At 53.6% G+C, this 15,565-nt stretch carries 16 protein-coding genes; 5 read left to right on the forward strand and 11 right to left on the reverse strand.

The window, feature by feature from the left end; genetic code table 11:
• Nucleotides 1–78 precede the first annotated feature (78 nt).
• Together QBD29_RS05120 and QBD29_RS05125 are read left to right on the forward strand one after the other, a co-directional pair.
• Nucleotides 79–855 carry a GNAT family N-acyltransferase gene (locus QBD29_RS05120; protein ID WP_280100239.1) on the forward strand — a complete coding sequence of 259 codons (777 nt, stop codon included), beginning with the start codon at nt 79–81 and terminating at the stop codon, nt 853–855.
• Nucleotides 852–1,664 carry a lysophospholipid acyltransferase family protein gene (locus QBD29_RS05125; RefSeq protein WP_280100240.1) on the forward strand — a complete coding sequence of 271 codons (813 nt, stop codon included), beginning with the start codon at nt 852–854 and terminating at the stop codon, nt 1,662–1,664. Before QBD29_RS05120 ends, QBD29_RS05125 begins: the two co-directional genes overlap by 4 nt.
• Here the strand turns inward: QBD29_RS05125 and QBD29_RS05130 are convergent.
• A complete protein-coding gene (locus QBD29_RS05130; RefSeq protein ID WP_280100241.1) occupies nt 1,638–2,261 on the reverse strand; it encodes a thiamine phosphate synthase in 624 nt (207 codons plus the stop codon). The genes QBD29_RS05125 and QBD29_RS05130 overlap by 27 nt on opposite strands.
• Nucleotides 2,262–2,514: 253 nt before the next feature.
• Here QBD29_RS05130 and QBD29_RS05135 point away from each other — a divergent pair, with 253 nt between their 5' ends.
• A complete protein-coding gene (locus tag QBD29_RS05135) occupies nt 2,515–3,450 on the forward strand; it encodes a hypothetical protein (RefSeq protein WP_280100242.1) in 936 nt (311 codons plus the stop codon).
• 33 nt (nt 3,451–3,483) lie between these two features.
• Here the strand turns inward: QBD29_RS05135 and eno are convergent, their stop codons facing one another.
• The 9 genes from eno to QBD29_RS05180 all read right to left on the reverse strand — a co-directional run bounded on the left by eno (nt 3,484) and on the right by QBD29_RS05180 (nt 12,194).
• A complete protein-coding gene (gene eno / locus QBD29_RS05140) occupies nt 3,484–4,761 on the reverse strand; it encodes a phosphopyruvate hydratase (protein ID WP_280100243.1) in 1,278 nt (425 codons plus the stop codon).
• Between the two features lie 119 nt (nt 4,762–4,880).
• A complete protein-coding gene (locus QBD29_RS05145; RefSeq protein WP_280100244.1) occupies nt 4,881–5,798 on the reverse strand; it encodes a DMT family transporter in 918 nt (305 codons plus the stop codon).
• A complete protein-coding gene (locus QBD29_RS05150; RefSeq protein WP_280100245.1) occupies nt 5,795–6,217 on the reverse strand; it encodes a Fur family transcriptional regulator in 423 nt (140 codons plus the stop codon). The genes QBD29_RS05145 and QBD29_RS05150 overlap by 4 nt, the downstream gene beginning before the upstream one ends.
• A gap of 180 nt (nt 6,218–6,397) precedes the next feature.
• Nucleotides 6,398–7,225, reverse strand: coding sequence for a DUF995 domain-containing protein (locus QBD29_RS05155; RefSeq protein WP_280100246.1), 828 nt, complete (start codon nt 7,223–7,225; stop codon nt 6,398–6,400).
• An 88-nt stretch (nt 7,226–7,313) separates the two neighbouring features.
• On the reverse strand, nt 7,314–8,753 hold the full coding sequence (locus QBD29_RS05160) for a hypothetical protein (protein WP_280100247.1): 1,440 nt from the start codon (nt 8,751–8,753) through the stop codon (nt 7,314–7,316).
• Nucleotides 8,754–8,868: 115 nt separating this feature from the next.
• Nucleotides 8,869–10,137, reverse strand: a complete 1,269-nt coding sequence (locus QBD29_RS05165) for a sodium:proton antiporter (RefSeq protein ID WP_280100248.1) — start codon at nt 10,135–10,137, stop codon at nt 8,869–8,871.
• A gap of 163 nt (nt 10,138–10,300) precedes the next feature.
• A complete protein-coding gene (locus tag QBD29_RS05170; RefSeq protein ID WP_280100249.1) occupies nt 10,301–10,531 on the reverse strand; it encodes a hypothetical protein in 231 nt (76 codons plus the stop codon).
• Between the two features lie 122 nt (nt 10,532–10,653).
• The gene (locus QBD29_RS05175) at nt 10,654–11,472 is read right to left on the reverse strand and encodes a class I SAM-dependent methyltransferase (protein WP_280100250.1); all 819 of its coding nucleotides are present in this window, start codon (nt 11,470–11,472) and stop codon (nt 10,654–10,656) included.
• Nucleotides 11,469–12,194 carry a hypothetical protein gene (locus QBD29_RS05180; protein ID WP_280100251.1) on the reverse strand — a complete coding sequence of 242 codons (726 nt, stop codon included), beginning with the start codon at nt 12,192–12,194 and terminating at the stop codon, nt 11,469–11,471. The genes QBD29_RS05175 and QBD29_RS05180 overlap by 4 nt, the downstream gene beginning before the upstream one ends.
• A 223-nt stretch (nt 12,195–12,417) precedes the next feature.
• Here QBD29_RS05180 and QBD29_RS05185 point away from each other — a divergent pair, with 223 nt between their 5' ends.
• Together QBD29_RS05185 and QBD29_RS05190 are read left to right on the forward strand one after the other, a co-directional pair.
• Nucleotides 12,418–13,374: a fatty acid desaturase gene (locus tag QBD29_RS05185; RefSeq protein ID WP_280100252.1), complete on the forward strand. Its 957-nt coding sequence runs from the start codon at nt 12,418–12,420 to the stop codon at nt 13,372–13,374.
• 62 nt (nt 13,375–13,436) lie between these two features.
• Nucleotides 13,437–14,333, forward strand: a complete 897-nt coding sequence (locus QBD29_RS05190) for a DMT family transporter (protein ID WP_280100253.1) — start codon at nt 13,437–13,439, stop codon at nt 14,331–14,333.
• Nucleotides 14,334–14,392: 59 nt separating this feature from the next.
• On the opposite strand, the gene QBD29_RS05195 is transcribed toward QBD29_RS05190, so the two are convergent.
• The gene (locus QBD29_RS05195) at nt 14,393–15,331 is read right to left on the reverse strand and encodes a nucleoside hydrolase (RefSeq protein ID WP_280100254.1); all 939 of its coding nucleotides are present in this window, start codon (nt 15,329–15,331) and stop codon (nt 14,393–14,395) included.
• Nucleotides 15,332–15,565: the final 234 nt, after the last annotated feature.

Genomic DNA, 15,565 nt, shown 5'->3' on the forward strand with positions numbered 1-15,565 from the left:
TGTTTTTTACGGCGCTGTCCGTTTTAATTTTAGCCAAATTGAATTAACAAGTCCTAAAGCTATGCAAAGAGCCTGTGGATGATCCTGAACAAGAACCAATATACGCTAAAGCTGGCACAAACGGATGCTGAAATGGCAGCGGCGCAGCGGTTGCGGTATCGCGTTTTTGTGGAAGAAATGGGCGCGCGTCCTGCTTATGATGTGGATGCGTCTGGGCATGAGGCGGATGCTTTCGACCCCTTTTTTGAACACCTAATTTTAAAAGACAACGGCATCGCGGATGACCGTGAAAACGTGGTTGGCGTGTACCGTCTGATGCAAGGGGAAGCCGCAGCCGCAGGCCCCGGATTTTACAGCGCAGCAGAGTATGACTTGAGCAAAATTGTCGATGATGGGCGGCGCGTTCTGGAACTGGGCCGCAGCTGTGTCGATGCGGGCCATCGTGGCGGTTTGGCGTTGCATTTGTTATGGCAAGGTGTGGCGGATTATGTGTTTCAAAATGACATCGGTTTGTTGTTTGGCGTGGCGTCTTTTGCAGGGATTGAAGCAGACAAAATCGCCGATGGGTTATCGTTTTTGCATCACAATCACCTTGCACCTGACCGTTTGCGGGTGACAGCGAAAGCGGGCAATTCAATTTCTATGGCATTGAAAGAAAACGAAGAAATTGATCGCCCAGCGGCTGTGCGGCAAATTCCATCGCTGATTAAATCCTACCTGCGATTGGGGGGATTTGTCGGGCAGGGGGCCTTTGTTGATCGGGATTTCAACACTATTGATGTGTGTGTCATTTTAGATCGGGATCTGATCCCAGCCAAACAACGCCAGCAGCTGCAACATGGGGTGGCTGCGTGAGCACGTGGGACGATGGGACAACGCCTGAGGCCGCACCGATGAGGCTTGGGAATTGGGCGCTGGCGGGTGTTCGATTTGTGCTGATTGCTGTGGTGATCTTTGGGTTGATGGGGCCCATGGTTCTGGTGCGACTGCTAGGATTTTCACAAATATCACAAGGGATTGTGCGGCTGGCCTGCCAGTTGACGCTGCGGGTGATTGGATTGCGGGTACTGACCCAAGGCATGCCGATGACACAGCCTGGCGGGGTGGTTGCGAACCATTCGACTTGGCTGGATATTTTTGTGCTGAATGCGGTGCAACGGGTGTTGTTTGTGTCCAAAGCCGAGGTGGCGAAATGGCCCTTGATTGGTCTGATCGCGCGGTCGGTCGGAACCGTGTTTATCGAGCGTAAAGCAAGCCATGCAGCCAAACATCGTGATACGTTTCAGGCCCGATTGAATGATGGGTATCGATTGTTGTTTTTTCCCGAAGGGACCAGCACGGATGGTCGCCGTGTTTTGGGGTTTAAGCCCACACTTTTTGCGGCATTTTTTGCGCCAGACGTGCGGGAAATTGCGTACATCCAACCTGTTTCGGTTGCCTATTTCGCGCCTGAAAGCTGCGATCCACGTTATTACGGATGGTGGGGCGGAGCGGATTTTTTCTCTTCTTTTTTCAATGTATTAGGTCGTTACCGGCAGGGGCGTGTTGTGGTGACGTTCCACCCCGCGTTGGCGGTGAAGGATGTGGCGGATCGCAAGGTGATGGCGGCGCAAACGCAGGCGGCTGTTCAGAGCGGGTTAGCGGATGCGCTCAAGGTAGGATGACAGTGCGTCTTGTGGTGTTTCAGGGGCCGAGAATACCTCAGGTCCTAGGGCGAAAAAGTCTGTGACGGGAGCGAGTTTTTCTGCGGTTTCAAGGGTAATCGCGCCTTCGGCAACCACGGGAATTTCAATCATTTGCGACCACCATTCAAAGGTGTCAAAATCAACGGGATCGGTGGTGGACAGGGGATTTTCCGCAAGGGGGCCAAAAGACACGTAATCGGCCCCTGCTTCCCCAGCGGTGAGGCCGTAATGCCTTGAATTTTCACAAAAACTACCGATGATTGCATCGTCTTCGAGCAGTTTGCGCATGTCGCGAATTTGACGCGCCCCATCTGTAAGATGAACGCCATCCAGTCCGTGCGTGAGGGCGATTTTACCATGATTTTCAACAACTAAGGGGACTTCGCGGGCATGGCAGACCTCGCGCAAGTTGTCTGCGGCGCGGCCAATGTCATCTGCAGCTTCGGAGGCGCAGCGCAGACGGACGCAGGCGATGTCAAAGCCGTCGAGAAGGCTGCTGAGATCGTTGGAAAAGGCCGACAGTTCAAACTGTGGCGGGGTGATCAGATAAATTTGCGGATGTTCTGTATCAGCCATGATCGTGCCCTCAATGCGTTGCGATTTTCTAGCCGTTGAGTGGGCCACAGTCTAGTCGTTAACGGGCGTTTTGGAAAAAAGCAAACCACCCAGAAACAGGGGTCCCGCAGGTATGGGTGACGTGTGTGGGCGTTTGAGCGGATTACCGCAGCGCGCGGTGACGGAATGTTAAGAATGTGGTTTGTAATTTAATATTTGAACATTGTTCATAATTAATGTAAATTGAATTCGCCTAGTCGCAAAGGGTTATGAAATGTTTCCACTGTCAGACACGTTTGTTGAGCTTGCCGTTCTTTGCGCAATTTTCGCATTTTGCGCGTTCTGTGTTTTGCTGTTCGAACGGTTCAAGCCGATCTTGGCACTGCCGATGGTTTCGTTTGTGGGCTATGGCATTTGGGCGCTGTGGAGCACAGGTGGGGGATATGAAGGTTTGGGCGTCATGTTCCTGCTGCTTGAGTACTTTGGTGTTGGGATGCTGGGGGGCGCGTGGGCGTTGGCCATCCTTGGTGCATGCATTTTACCAGGGCGGCGCGGGATTGGGTTTGGCCCTATTGCGCAGAGTCTGTTCGTTATCGTCCCAGTGATTGCAGTGATCGGGTATGGTGCCATTGCGCAATACGTTCCGTCGTCCACATGTACCCAGAACGACATTGCCGTCCAGATTGGGCAGGACATTTATGTAATAGAGCGTCAGCATAAAACGCTGCTGCGGTTTCTTAAGAAGTCGGGGCAATCGCAGCTACGCTATTCTAATAGATCAAAAGACAAAGAGGATTTGATTGTGTTGTGTGCGTTGGCGGACCAAGGCCAAACACCCATTGTTGCGGATCAGATGTGGGTTACACCAGCATCGAAGATGGATATTGACGGACTGTCGCAGATGATGGTGGTGTCGCAATCAATGTTCACGCGGCCCCGATATGGAGGCACTGTTTCGTGGGTCGAGCGGGTTGAGGAACTGTCCCAAAGGCCTGAATTTGTCGGTGCTGGAAATAACGAAGGCGGGCATTTGTGCCGTAAATTTGTCCAAGCGAGCCGCGCGATGGTTCGGTGTCAGATTTGGTTTTTGCAGGATGCGGAAACGATTGTTATTGGCCATAGTGGACGGGTTGAAGCGGATCAGCACGACGCGGTGTTGACGGATCTGCAAACGGGTTTGGCAAAGCTTCGTACGGGTATGTTGAAGTAACGGATGCGGCCAAGACCGCATCCGCAATAATTCCTATCCCCGCAAGACAGATTTCCCAGCGTAGAGTGCCACATCGCCGAGCATTTCTTCGATACGGATCAGTTGGTTGTATTTTGCGAGCCGATCAGAGCGTGCGAGGGAGCCTGTTTTGATCTGACCACAGTTGGTGGCGACGGCCAAATCCGCGATGGTCGCGTCTTCGGTTTCACCTGAGCGGTGGGACATCACAGAGGTAAAGCCGTTGCGAGTGGCCATATCGACCGCTTCGAGAGTCTCGGTGAGCGTGCCGATTTGGTTCACCTTTACAAGGATCGAGTTGGCTGAGCCGTTGGCGATGCCCTGTTCCAAACGTTTGGTGTTTGTCACAAACAGATCGTCGCCCACGAGTTGGCAGCGGTCGCCGATTTTGTCTGTGAGGGATTTCCAGCCGTCCCAATCGTCTTCGTGCATGCCGTCCTCGATTGAGATGATCGGGTAGGTGTCCACGAGGTTGGCGAGGTAATCGGCGTTTTCGGCAGAGGAGAGTTTTTTGCCTTCACCTTTGTAGTTGTAGATGCCGTCTTCGTAATATTCAGAGGCCGCGCAATCGAGCGCGAGGTAGATGTCTTCGCCCGGTTTGTAGCCTGCTTTTTCGATGGATTTCATGATGAAATCGAGCGCATCCGTGGTGGAGTTGAGGTTCGGGGCAAAGCCGCCTTCATCACCCACACCTGTATTGTGGCCTGCGGCGGAGAGTTCTTTTTTCAAAGTGTGGAACACTTCAGCGCCCATGCGGATCGCTTCGCGGATGTTTTTCGCGGAGACGGGCATGATCATGAATTCTTGGATATCAATCGGGTTATCCGCGTGTTCGCCGCCGTTGATGATGTTCATCATTGGTACGGGCAACATGCGCGCGGATGTGCCGCCGATGTAGCGGTAGAGTGATTGGTTGAGCGAGCCAGCGGCAGCCTTGGCCACGGCCATAGACACGCCAAGGATGGCGTTTGCCCCGAGGCGGGATTTGTTTTCAGTGCCGTCGAGTTTCAGCATCACATTGTCGATCACCAATTGGCGTGTGGCGTCATAGCCGATCAGGGCTTCTGCGATTTCGCCGTTTACGGAATCGACCGCTTTCAACACGCCTTTGCCAAGGTAACGGTCTTTGTCGCCGTCGCGCAGTTCAACCGCTTCGTGTGCGCCTGTGGAAGCGCCCGATGGAACCGCAGCGCGGCCCCATGTGCCATCTTCCAATAGAACGTCAACTTCGACTGTTGGGTTGCCACGGCTGTCAAGGATTTCGCGGGCGGTGATTTCGATAATTGCAGGCATTGGGACCTCTTTTAAAAGCGTTGCTGTCGTTTAACGTGGTTAAGCGTCTGATTGAAGGGGTTGGGGCTTTATGTCTCGGGGGTGGGGGCTGTGCCGCCGCAAAAGCGACGAAAACTGGCCTAGGATTGGGTTTCAGTGGGTGTTTTTTGTTTTTGGCTTTCGCGCAGCCAGACGTAGAGCCCAGCTGCAACAATGATAGCGGCCCCGGACAGAATGCGTGGTGTCAGGGTTTCACCGAAGATTACTGCGGACAGGATGAAGGCAAAGACAATGCGCGAATACCGAAACGGTGCAACGGCAGACACATCGCCAATGCGCATGGCGGCGGTGACGGCGAAGTAGCCAACGCAGGCAAAGGTGATGAGCCCGACCAGCAAGATCCATGCCGTGGTGGTGGGAACGACCCAAGCATCGCCAAAAAACGCCAGCACTGCGGCCGCAGCGATAACGGCGGCAAAGCCCCATGTGGCTGCTTGCAGGTTTGGCACGTCTTTGGGGATAAAACGCGTGGCCAAATCCCGCCCTGCCAATCCTGTTACACCGACCAGCGCGAGGACAGCGCCTGCTGGATTTGCTTCGAGTAGGTTGGTGTCGGTGCCAGTGGGGTTCAGGATCACCAGCACACCGATGAGGCCAGCGAAAATCGCGGACCAGCGCCGCCAGCTGACATTTTCGCGTAATAGAATGGCCGCGCCGAGAGTGACGAGCAGAGGGGCCACTTGGAGGATGGAGGAGGCGACGGAGAAATCGAGCAGGGTCAGCGCCATGAGAAAGCCGCAGGTGGCGACGATTTCAGATATGGCGCGCGCCAGCACGGCAGGGTGATAGATGCGTGCCGAGACCAGCGGGATGCCTTTGGCTCGTGTGATGATGGCAAACACCGCTGTGCCCCCCACGCCGAGTGCCGCGAGGACTTGGGACGCGGGCAGGTGGGCGGAGGTGAGTTTGATAAAACTGTCAGCGGTGGCGAATGTGGCCATGGACAGCACCATCAACGCAATGGCGCGCAAGGTGTCAGAGGCGGGTGGGCGGCTCACTTTTTGTCCTTCGGGACGCCGTAAAGCTCCAGTTTGTGACCGCGCAGGGTGTAGCCGAGTTTGGCGGCGATGCGTTCTTGCAGTTCTTCGATTTCAGGATCGACGAATTCAATCACTTGGCCTGTGGTCAGATCAATCAGGTGGTCGTGGTGATCGCGCTCTGCGTCTTCGTAGCGGGCGCGGCCATCGCCAAATTCAAGCCGTTCCAGAATGCCGCTTTCTTCGAACAGTTTTACGGTGCGATAGACGGTGGCAATGGAAATGCTGGCGTCTTGTGCCGCGGCGCGGGCGTAGAGCTCTTCCACATCGGGGTGATCGGTGCTGTTTTGCAAGACCCGCGCAATCACACGCCGCTGCTCGGTCATACGCAGGCCCGCAGCCTCGCAGCGTTGAATGATGGTGGGTGTTGTGCGATCCATGTGGCGGTTTTAGCGGGTGAGCAGAAGGGTGCAAGTGGATAACGGTAACGGGGGTGGTGGTGTTTGTGTGCAGGCTTATCCTGCGAGGGTAATTTCCGCCAAATGTGGTGGTTTTGACCCTGAAACCAAAAAACGGGCAGATTGCTCTGCCCGCCGTTTTGGGTTGAAAATGTATTGAGACTATACCTTATTTTTGGGGCCCATGTACCAGTAGCTGCCTTTGCCTTTGTCAGATGTGCCTTTGAAAAATGTCCCATTGCCTTTCCATGACTGGCACACTTCTTTCTTTTGCCCATCGAGAACGCGGCAGAGATAGGACCCTTTCCATTTCCATGTGGCGCTGAATTTGCGACCGTTCCATTGCCCGCTATAAGTTCCATCTGCGTTGTAAGTCAGGTGGTTCTTTTTGGTGACCCACAGCTTTTTGCCCACAACTGATGACACGAAGTCACCAGATGTTTTGATTGGTTTCATAGATGCCTCTGCTGCGACGGCGCCGCGATTAAGACCCTCTGTGCGGGCCACTCGGGCATAGGATTTGGCAATCTTGTTGCCTGATTTTAGGTTTTTTGACGGGCCGTTTGGTCCGACAATCTGCCACCATTCGTTTTTACGTTCTGCTTTGGATTTATTGGAATGGTCGTTGACCCAAATAGACCCATCACTGGTCTGGAGGTGCCAGGTGCAATTGTCGCCTTTGGAATTTTTGTTCGGGCTCGCCTGACCGCCCTTGATGTAAAATACGGTTTTGCACAGATCGCCGTTCTTGGAGACTTTCCAAGTACCTTGTCCGATGCTCTTTTCCCAGACTTCCCGCATGGCCCCGTTTGCGGCGAAGTAGATGCCGCCTTTGGACCAAATCTGTGTTTTGCCCGCATAAAGCTGTTTGATTGTTGCTGCCGAAACCCGTTTGCCGTTTTTCGGTTTCGGATCCGCAAAAGCGGCCCCTGTTGACACGACTAGCGCCGCAGAAATGAGTGCTGATGAAACAAATTTTGAAATAGACATGAAGGCTCCTTTGAAAATCGCATGCTGCTGTTTTCAAAGGATCGCATTGACCTGAAAATTAGTAAAACTGGGATTGTGCCCGCTTACCCTATTTGGGGTACGTCGCTGCAATGAGTTGCATTGTCCGTCTAAACGGCTCTCCTTGAGTCAGGTGGCCCATGTTTGGAATTATGTTGGGTTTTGTGCCTGTCACGGTTTCGGCAAGGGCAATCAAGTCATCTTGGTGATGCACAACGTCATCTTCCCCATGCCAAAAGGTTTTAGGCATCAATAGAGCTTTGGCGCGATGCCAGGAAAAGTGGATCTGCGACAGGTAATCATATTTCATGGAGTCGATCGAATTGTGGATCGCAAACATCAGCCGTTCTGCGCGGGCATTTGATGCAAAGTCGGATTTTAGTTGCGCCTGATCGGGTGTGCTTTCGCCAAAGATACGTTTGAGTGTTTTTTCAACGCTGCTTTGTTTGCGGAGCCCCGACAAAATATGCCGTGCGGCCAGCAGCGCAAGGCCGCCGTTTCGTTTGAAATTACGGGTCAGGAAATCCCCAAAATAGGCGTCGCGTGTTTTGTTTTTTCCTGCGGAAAAACAGGTGGCCACGTAGTCAATTTCGGAAACGTAGTCTGGATATTTCCGTGCATATTCCGTGGCATATGCACCCGAAGACACCAAAGCGATCAGCGGGACAGCGTCTTCGGTTACGGTTTGTCGCAAGGCTTCAATGTCGTTTACGGCGGTGTCGCAGTGATCTTGCCATGACACTGAGCGTTCCTTTTGCACGCAAAGGCAGCCCGTACGGATTGGCCAAAGGGTGCGCCAACCCAGCGTGTGAAACAGGGCCACATCTTTGGCAGAGATGTTGGGGAACACCATGGAGTGTAAAACCATCACAGGTTTGCCTGTGAGGGGCCCGATATCAAGGTAGCGCACGGTATGTCCGTTTGCGTGATTTACGGTGCCGCATCGAATGCCACTGGGCAAAAAATCTTGATAGCTGCTCCACGTATCTTTGTGACCATCGAGCGTGCTGGTCAGGGTGTCTCGCAGGATCTGAAACTTGGTGCTGGACAGGCTGAACAATTCAATTTGGCTTTTCACGCCAAGTTTTTTGAAGATGCTTTGAAGTTGTTTGCGCCGTGTAGCGGTCGTTATGGCTGCTTTTGTTGCGCTGTCTTCTAAGCTGAGCCCAGCGGATAAATCCAACAAGAGGGTGAACTCTGCATCGGTCAAGACGCCGTCTGTCGAGGAGTTGAAAAGCGTGCGAATGGCGTCTGTAGACAGTTCAAACGCATCGTTCTGGGATGGGCGGACAATCGCAATTCTGTTTGCGCCACAAGATACGATGGGCCAATGATGGTCTGTCCGCAGGTCGGACATGGGTGTCAGCCAGACTGGGACGTCGTTCCACCACAACGCGGGAAGCCGATCCATATCACCAATTTGCGCGCTGAACTGACTGAGACCGTCGTGCGTGACGTCAATCGTTGACGAGAGAACGCTTAGGGCTTCGGAGTGTGAAAGGTCGTTCATGTATGAACCAAAAGGTGGAGTAGAGCGAAATAGATTGGTTGGACTATAGAGATGTGATCCTGGATTGCATAGGATTTACACGGATTGTCTCTTTTCCGACTTCACGTATAAGGATTTATAACAAATCAGGCTCCCGCCCCAATCGCCGTGCCAGTGGCGCGATCGTTAGGCCTTGGACGATGATGCTGAACAGGACCACGATGTAGGTCATCGTTAGCATGATGGGTTTCCATTCATTGTCGGGCAGGGTGAGGACGAGGGCGACGGAGATGCCGCCTTTTAGGCCGCCCCAGGTCATGATCGGGATCACGTCTTTGGGTTCGGATTTGAATGGTTTGAGGATCATGATCGGCACCACCACGGCGGCAAAGCGGGCGATGAGGGCGACGACGATGGCGAGCAAGCCGCCCCAGAGGGCTTCGATGTTGAAGGCAACGGCGAAGACTTCGACGCCGATCAGCAGGAACAACAGCGCGTTGAGGATTTCGTCTATCAAGGACCAGAACGCATCGAGGTATTTACGGGTTTCTTTGGACATGCCGTATTTCACGCCCACATCGCCGATGAACAGCCCAGCCACCACGGCCATGATCGGGCCTGACAGGTGCAGGTACACGGCGAGTTGGTAGCCGCCAAAGGCGAGGCCGAGGGAGAGCAGCACTTCGAGTGGGTAATCATCAATGCGGCGCATCACGGCGAATGTGAGGTAGCCAAGAATACCGCCAAGGGCCGCGCCGCCCAATGCTTCTTGGGCAAAAAGGCCAGCGACGGAGGCAAATGTTGCTTCGGACCCGCCGCCGCCATGGGACGCTACGTTGGCCGCAGGAAAGGCGAGGCCGACGAGGACGAGGAAGACGACGTATGCAACACCATCATTAAACAGGCTTTCGCCTGCGATTTTGGTTTCAAGGGATTTGCGTAAGTTTGCTTCGCGCAAGACACCCAGAACAGCCACGGGATCGGTTGGGGAAATCAGTGCGCCAAACACCAGTGCGATCAGCAATGGCATGCCCAGCGCGAAGGTGAAGGTAAAGCCGACAATGGCAGTGGAGAGGCCAACGCCGATGGTGGCCATGAGCATCACCACCCATGCCTGTTGGCGCAAATCGCCGAGTTTTACGTGCAATGCCCCCGCAAAAAGCAGCAGGCCGAGCATGCCTTCGAGCAAAGCGGTGGAGAATTCGAGGTCTTCGACAAACACTTTGATGGTGCCGCGCATGCCAAGGGCAGGGAAAAACGCATCGCCGAGCATGACGGCAAGGGAAGCCAGCAGCGCGACGACCAGAATGCCGATGGCAGAGGGCAGTTTGAAGAACAGGTAATTGATGGCTCCGAATACGCCCGCAAGGACAATAAGAAGGGACGCGATTTGGAGTTCGTTCATAAGATCCGCCTTAAATGTTTGGCGATCTATACCACCCGCATTTGGGATTGATCAATGCGCGATCCAAAATGCAAAACGGCCACACGGGGAGGACGTGTGGCCGTTCTTTTGGGCGTAAGTATAAGCTGTACGATCCGAGGGAGGGCGGAGCGCAGCGCGATACTTAGCCGTGCAAGCGAATGGTCATGCTTGCGTAATCAGGAATTTCCGAACGTGTGATGCCGATGGCTGCCAGTTGGTTGTTGTCCATACGGTTCATGGCTTGGGTCAGCTGCACGATTTGCGCGTGCTTGGAAGACAGGATCATTTTGTTGATGAATGCGTCCCAAACTGTGTTCACTGCGGACATCAGGGTTGTCAGAATAGGTGTGTTCTGTGCGATTGCATGAGCCATTTCGATCTTCCTTTTCTTTGCTGCACTGCAGAAATACGGTCGAATTGGGCCGCCTTCAAGAGATGCAAGTGAAAAGCCGCTATGCGTTTTTTGCAAGGTTACGCAGGGGAAAATGCGGTTGTTTAGGGATTGCTGCGTTGCAGCGTCAGAAACATGTATGGGTGCATATGTTCCAAACGTTTGGTGCGCAGCAGACGCGTGATGCCCAGCGCCTTGAGTGCTTTGCCAATGCCCCCCACAAAGGCCATGTTGTCGCGAAAGGTCTGATCCCAATTCAGCCGCTCGATGATGCGATCCGTGATATCGGGATCGATGGTTAGGCGCAGGTTGGTGTTGGGGATTTCCGCTTTTACGGCGGAGAGTTTCACAAAGTTGAGGCTGTCCCAGAGGCCAGGCATTTTGTATTTTTCTTCGACAAATGCGATGCGGTCCGCAAAGCGTTTTGCCATTTTCGCTTTGCCGCCAAAGGTGGGGCGGTTGAAATGCGGTTCAAAGGGAAAGTCGTAGTTTGGACACAGGATGATACAAGTGCCCATTGGAGCCAGCCAGTTTTGCACGGTGTGCAGAAAGTGCCGCCAATCGGGCAGGTGTTCGAATACATTGACCAGATAGATGAAATCATAAGGCGCATCGGGGTTGAAATTCTCGTACCCTGTTTTGTGGATGGTCATTCCACGGGTGCGCAAGAAATCTGTCAGTTCGGCCAAGCCCGAAAAGCCGTCGCCAAAGGGTTCGATCCCAGTGAAGTGCAAATCGGGACGGCGTTCTGAGAGCATGGCCATGAGGATACCGCCGCCGCAGCCGACCTCTAGCACGCGCGCACCTTGGGGGAGGGCATCGAGCGTTGGTTCGATGGAGCGATAGGCGAAGTTTGCGCCAGACACCCAAATATCTTGCATATGGAACTGGTGTTTTTCCAGCGCCTTGAGAATTTGGCTCATGACCGGTCGATCAGGTTGAGCGGTTTGAGCAGGCTGAGCTCATCAAAGTGGCCTTTGATTAACCACGCATAGGAGAATGCCCAGACGGCAACTGTTTCGGCCCAGAAGACAAGGGACCAATCGTCGACGTAGGTTTTGTAAGGGTCGATGCCCGATACTTTGACAACGGAAAAGCCAATGGCGAAAACCGCCGAGAGGATGATGATCCAGCCGCACCGCGTATAGGTTTTGCGCCGTGAGGGATTGTTGGTTTGCGCAAACCGAACGAAGCAGAATGCGGCCAAACACAAAAGGAACAGGATGGCGCAGACGTAATGGGCAAGGCTGGTGGCTTTGATGCCCATAATCGTTTGCGCGAAGGTGGTTTCCACTTGGTTCAGGGTCTCGTTGGGAAACAGCGCCACGCCAAAGGCCATGATCCCTGCAAATGTGGCCAGAAGGTTATCGGAAAACGGTTCCCCTTCTTTACGTTCGTAGCCTTGGTAGGACACCAGAAACACGCCGATGGTGATCAAGACCCCAACGTAAACGTCACGCAGGACCGTGTGATAGAAATCAGAGATAGAGGGTTCCAGTTCGGCCCGTGTGAGCAATGCGCCAAAGATAAGGACCAGTGGCAGCGCAAAGCCAAGATAGCCGAGCAGGCGGCGTACGCGATAAAAGCTTTCAGTGATTTCACGGACGTTGGCATCTGGTTTTGTCGGGATTTTAGGTGAAGGCATTGAGTTTTATCTGTTCTTAAAATGAAGGTTAAACGAAGTAGACCTGTTCTGATTTGTTTGTCAATTCTAGTGAAATTCACATCACTATTGCGCATGATGCCCTTAACCTATTAAGTAGAGTGTGCGTCGCGTATTTCCATGGCGCGTTGATTACGTATTTTAAAATAGGCGGGCTCGGACATTGGAGCAATCTAACACTCTTCGGAAACGTACCTTTAAATATATGAAAGCCGACAATCGCGTGGCGTTTGGGCATTTTGCGGTGTCGCTGGGTGCGTTCTTTGGGCTGTGGGGGCTGGGCATCGCGTTTTATGATGTGTTGGTTGTGCGGTTGGCGGTGATGACGCTTTTGGCGGGTGTGATCATTCGCATTTACATCACGCAGCATGATTGCGGCCATTACATGCACTTTTCGACCAAACGGATGAACATGGTGATCGGCACTTTGCTGAGTGCGATCACACTGAATTCGTTCAAGGCGATGATATACAATCACAATCGCCATCATGCGACGGTAGGGGATTTGGCCCATCGTGATGCACATGAGGTGATGACATGGACGTTGTCCGAATATGAAGCGGCCTCGCCGATGAAGCAGTTGGGGTATCGGGCGTTTCGTCACCCGTTTGTGCTGTTCGGCATTGGCGCACTGTTGGTATTTTTCGTGCGCTATCGGTTTCCAAAGAACGGTATTCGCTGTGGCGTTGGGGATGTAATCTTGCAAAACGCATTGATGTTCGGGCTGTGGGCTGCTGCCTATGCGGTGTTTGGCTGGCCTGGTGTTGTCGTGCTTGTTGGGTCCACGGCGATTGCTGCGTGTTTTGGGGTTTTGATCGTGTATCTGGGCCACAATTACGAGTTCACCTATTGGAAAGCGGATGAGGAGTACGATTTCCAACAGGCATCTTTGCAGGGATCAAGTGTTCTGGATTTGGGACCTGTGATGAATTTTGTCCTGTTTGATGCTGGCTTCCATGATCTTCATCATCTGAACGCGCGTATTCCCTGCTATAAACTGCGCGCATGTTATGCGGAATTGACGAACGATCTGACGCCCAATCGGATCACCTGGGACAAAGTGGTGCAGTGTATGGGCATGAAGTTGTGGGATGAAAAACAAGGCAAGATGGTTGGGTTTCCGCCGTCACGTCAGAACCCCGCGATTGCCCCTGCGGAGTGATTAGCCATTGTTGCCTATGCGGATGGCCCATAGGGTGGGCCTGACGCAAAAAGGGCAGAGCAATGGACCGCAAAGACAGAATTGACGCGCTGGGCGGTGTGCTGCTCGTTTCTATTTCATTCTTGTTGGGGCTGAACCAAGTTTTGGTGAAACTGGTTGGCGAAGGCATGCACCCTGCCATGCAAGCGGGTGTGCGATCTGCCTTTGCGATTGTACCTGTGCTGGCTTTGGCGGTGATATTGCGGCGGCGGTTGTCGATCACGGATGGCAGCCTGCCGTGGGGGATTCTGACAGGTGTGCTGTTTGCAGTGGAATTTCTGCTGATGTTTCTGGCGTTGGATTACACAACGGTCGCGCGGGTGTCGGTGCTGTTTTACACAATGCCCGTTTGGATGACGATTGCGGCGCATTTCCTGATCCCATCGGAACGTTTGACCCCTGTGCGAACATTGGGGTTGAGCGTGGCGATGGTTGGGGTTGTGGTGGCGATGTATGGGCGCGGCGAGGGGGAGAACCTGTTGCTGGGCGACATATTCTGCATCGCGGCGGCGATGATCTGGGCGGCTATTGGGTTGGTGGCGCGGTTGACCCCGATGAACAAATCCGTCCCAGAGATGCAGTTGCTGTATCAGTTGGTAGTGTCGGCGATTGTGCTGTTGCCCGTGTCCTATTTGATCGGAGATCAGGTGCGTGATTTGCGTATCGAACACTGGGGTATTTTGGTATTTCAAGCCGTCGTAGTGGTGGGCTTTGGCTTTCTGACGTGGTTTTGGGTTTTGTCGAAATACCCAGCCAGCGATATGGCGAGTTTTGGGTTTCTGGCCCCTGTGTTTGGAGTCTTGCTCGGCTGGTTGATGCTGGGCGAAGATTTGTCGGTTTGGATTATTGCAGCACTCATCTTGGTGAGCATTGGGATTGTTTTGATCAACCGCAAACCTAAGGAAAGCGCCGCAAGCTGAGGATGCCTGCGGCGCGGATATTTTTGGCCAGAAGAAGACTCTGGGTGGTTAATGAGCGGTTAAGGCAGGGTCGCGATGCGGTCTGTCAGCAGTTTGAAGAAACCATCAGCATCTATGTTGCGCACCCATGTGGCGTTATGAGGGCGGTCAGTGACACGCCACCAATCCGCCACGGTCGCCCCAAGGGTGAGGTCGGATTGGGTTTCGATGGTGACGTTGATGTGGCGGCTTTCAAACAGGGTTGGGTCCAGTAGGTAAGCGATGACGGTTGGATCGTGCAGTGGCGCACCTTCGGAGCCGTATTTTTCTTTGTCGTAGCGTTCGAAGAAATCGGTGAGTTCGGCCACGGCGGGGCCGCATCGGTTTGGCAAATTTCGAAAAGCTTCGACACGGGCGGGCAACACGAGGGCTTGGTGTGTGACATCAAGGGGGAGGACCGTGATGGGAAGGCCTGAGCGGAAGACGATATCTGCGGCGGTTGGATCGACATAGATGTTGAATTCGGCGGAAGGTGTGATGTTGCCGCCTTCGAAATAGCCACCGCCCATGAGCACGATTTCACGAATGTTTTTGGCAATGTCAGGCGCACGCGTCAGGGCCGTTGCGATATTGGTGAGCGGGCCAAGCGGGCAAAGTGTGACATCGGACGTGTTGCGCAGGGTTTCGATGAGGTAATCAACGGCGTGATCTGGTTGCAGCTGGATTTCAGGGTCGGGCAGGGTTGGCCCATCCAGGCCCGTGCGGCCATGTACATGTTCTGCTGTGACCAATTTGCGGTCCATCGGCTCGACGCAGCCTGCAAAGATGGGAACGTCTGTGTGACCCGACAGTTCAACAATTTTGCGGGTGTTGAGTTCAGTCAGCGGCAAAGGCACGTTGCCGGCCACCACAGTAATGCCAAGCACATCCAGTTCAGGCGAGGCGAGGGCGAGTAGAATGGCCACGGCATCGTCTTGGCCTGGGTCTGTGTCGATGATGATTTTGCGTGTTTCGGTCATTGCATGGTTCCTTTTCTTGGCCCCACGCTAATCGGTTTTTCGCAGAAGGGAAACCGACCCTAGTTTGGGGCGCAGGCAAGGCGGCCCTGAAGCGGATCTGGGCGCATGGCGCAATCGTTTAAGGTTTGCGGCACGGCATAAGTTGCCGTGCCAGAAAAGATGCAAGCACAGAGCATAAGACACCAGAGATTGGGTGATATTATTCGGTTTTGTCGAATCATGGCGTATCCTTTC

This window comes from Amylibacter sp. IMCC11727 (assembly GCF_029854195.1).
Classification (GTDB): Bacteria; Pseudomonadota; Alphaproteobacteria; order Rhodobacterales; family Rhodobacteraceae; genus Amylibacter.

What these genes read in the sequence shown, in the direction of transcription:
- QBD29_RS05120 (WP_280100239.1), top strand. Translation starts at nt 79, where the DNA reads ATGATCCTGAACAAGAACCAATATACGCTAAAGCTGGCACAAACGGAT.
- QBD29_RS05130 (WP_280100241.1), bottom strand. Translation starts at nt 2,261, where the DNA reads ATGGCTGATACAGAACATCCGCAAATTTATCTGATCACCCCGCCACAG.
- QBD29_RS05135 (WP_280100242.1), top strand. Translation starts at nt 2,515, where the DNA reads ATGTTTCCACTGTCAGACACGTTTGTTGAGCTTGCCGTTCTTTGCGCA.
- eno (WP_280100243.1), bottom strand. Translation starts at nt 4,761, where the DNA reads ATGCCTGCAATTATCGAAATCACCGCCCGCGAAATCCTTGACAGCCGT.
- QBD29_RS05150 (WP_280100245.1), bottom strand. Translation starts at nt 6,217, where the DNA reads ATGGATCGCACAACACCCACCATCATTCAACGCTGCGAGGCTGCGGGC.
- QBD29_RS05155 (WP_280100246.1), bottom strand. Translation starts at nt 7,225, where the DNA reads ATGTCTATTTCAAAATTTGTTTCATCAGCACTCATTTCTGCGGCGCTA.
- QBD29_RS05160 (WP_280100247.1), bottom strand. Translation starts at nt 8,753, where the DNA reads ATGAACGACCTTTCACACTCCGAAGCCCTAAGCGTTCTCTCGTCAACG.
- QBD29_RS05165 (WP_280100248.1), bottom strand. Translation starts at nt 10,137, where the DNA reads ATGAACGAACTCCAAATCGCGTCCCTTCTTATTGTCCTTGCGGGCGTA.
- QBD29_RS05170 (WP_280100249.1), bottom strand. Translation starts at nt 10,531, where the DNA reads ATGGCTCATGCAATCGCACAGAACACACCTATTCTGACAACCCTGATG.
- QBD29_RS05175 (WP_280100250.1), bottom strand. Translation starts at nt 11,472, where the DNA reads ATGAGCCAAATTCTCAAGGCGCTGGAAAAACACCAGTTCCATATGCAA.
- QBD29_RS05180 (WP_280100251.1), bottom strand. Translation starts at nt 12,194, where the DNA reads ATGCCTTCACCTAAAATCCCGACAAAACCAGATGCCAACGTCCGTGAA.
- QBD29_RS05185 (WP_280100252.1), top strand. Translation starts at nt 12,418, where the DNA reads ATGAAAGCCGACAATCGCGTGGCGTTTGGGCATTTTGCGGTGTCGCTG.
- QBD29_RS05190 (WP_280100253.1), top strand. Translation starts at nt 13,437, where the DNA reads ATGGACCGCAAAGACAGAATTGACGCGCTGGGCGGTGTGCTGCTCGTT.
- QBD29_RS05195 (WP_280100254.1), bottom strand. Translation starts at nt 15,331, where the DNA reads ATGACCGAAACACGCAAAATCATCATCGACACAGACCCAGGCCAAGAC.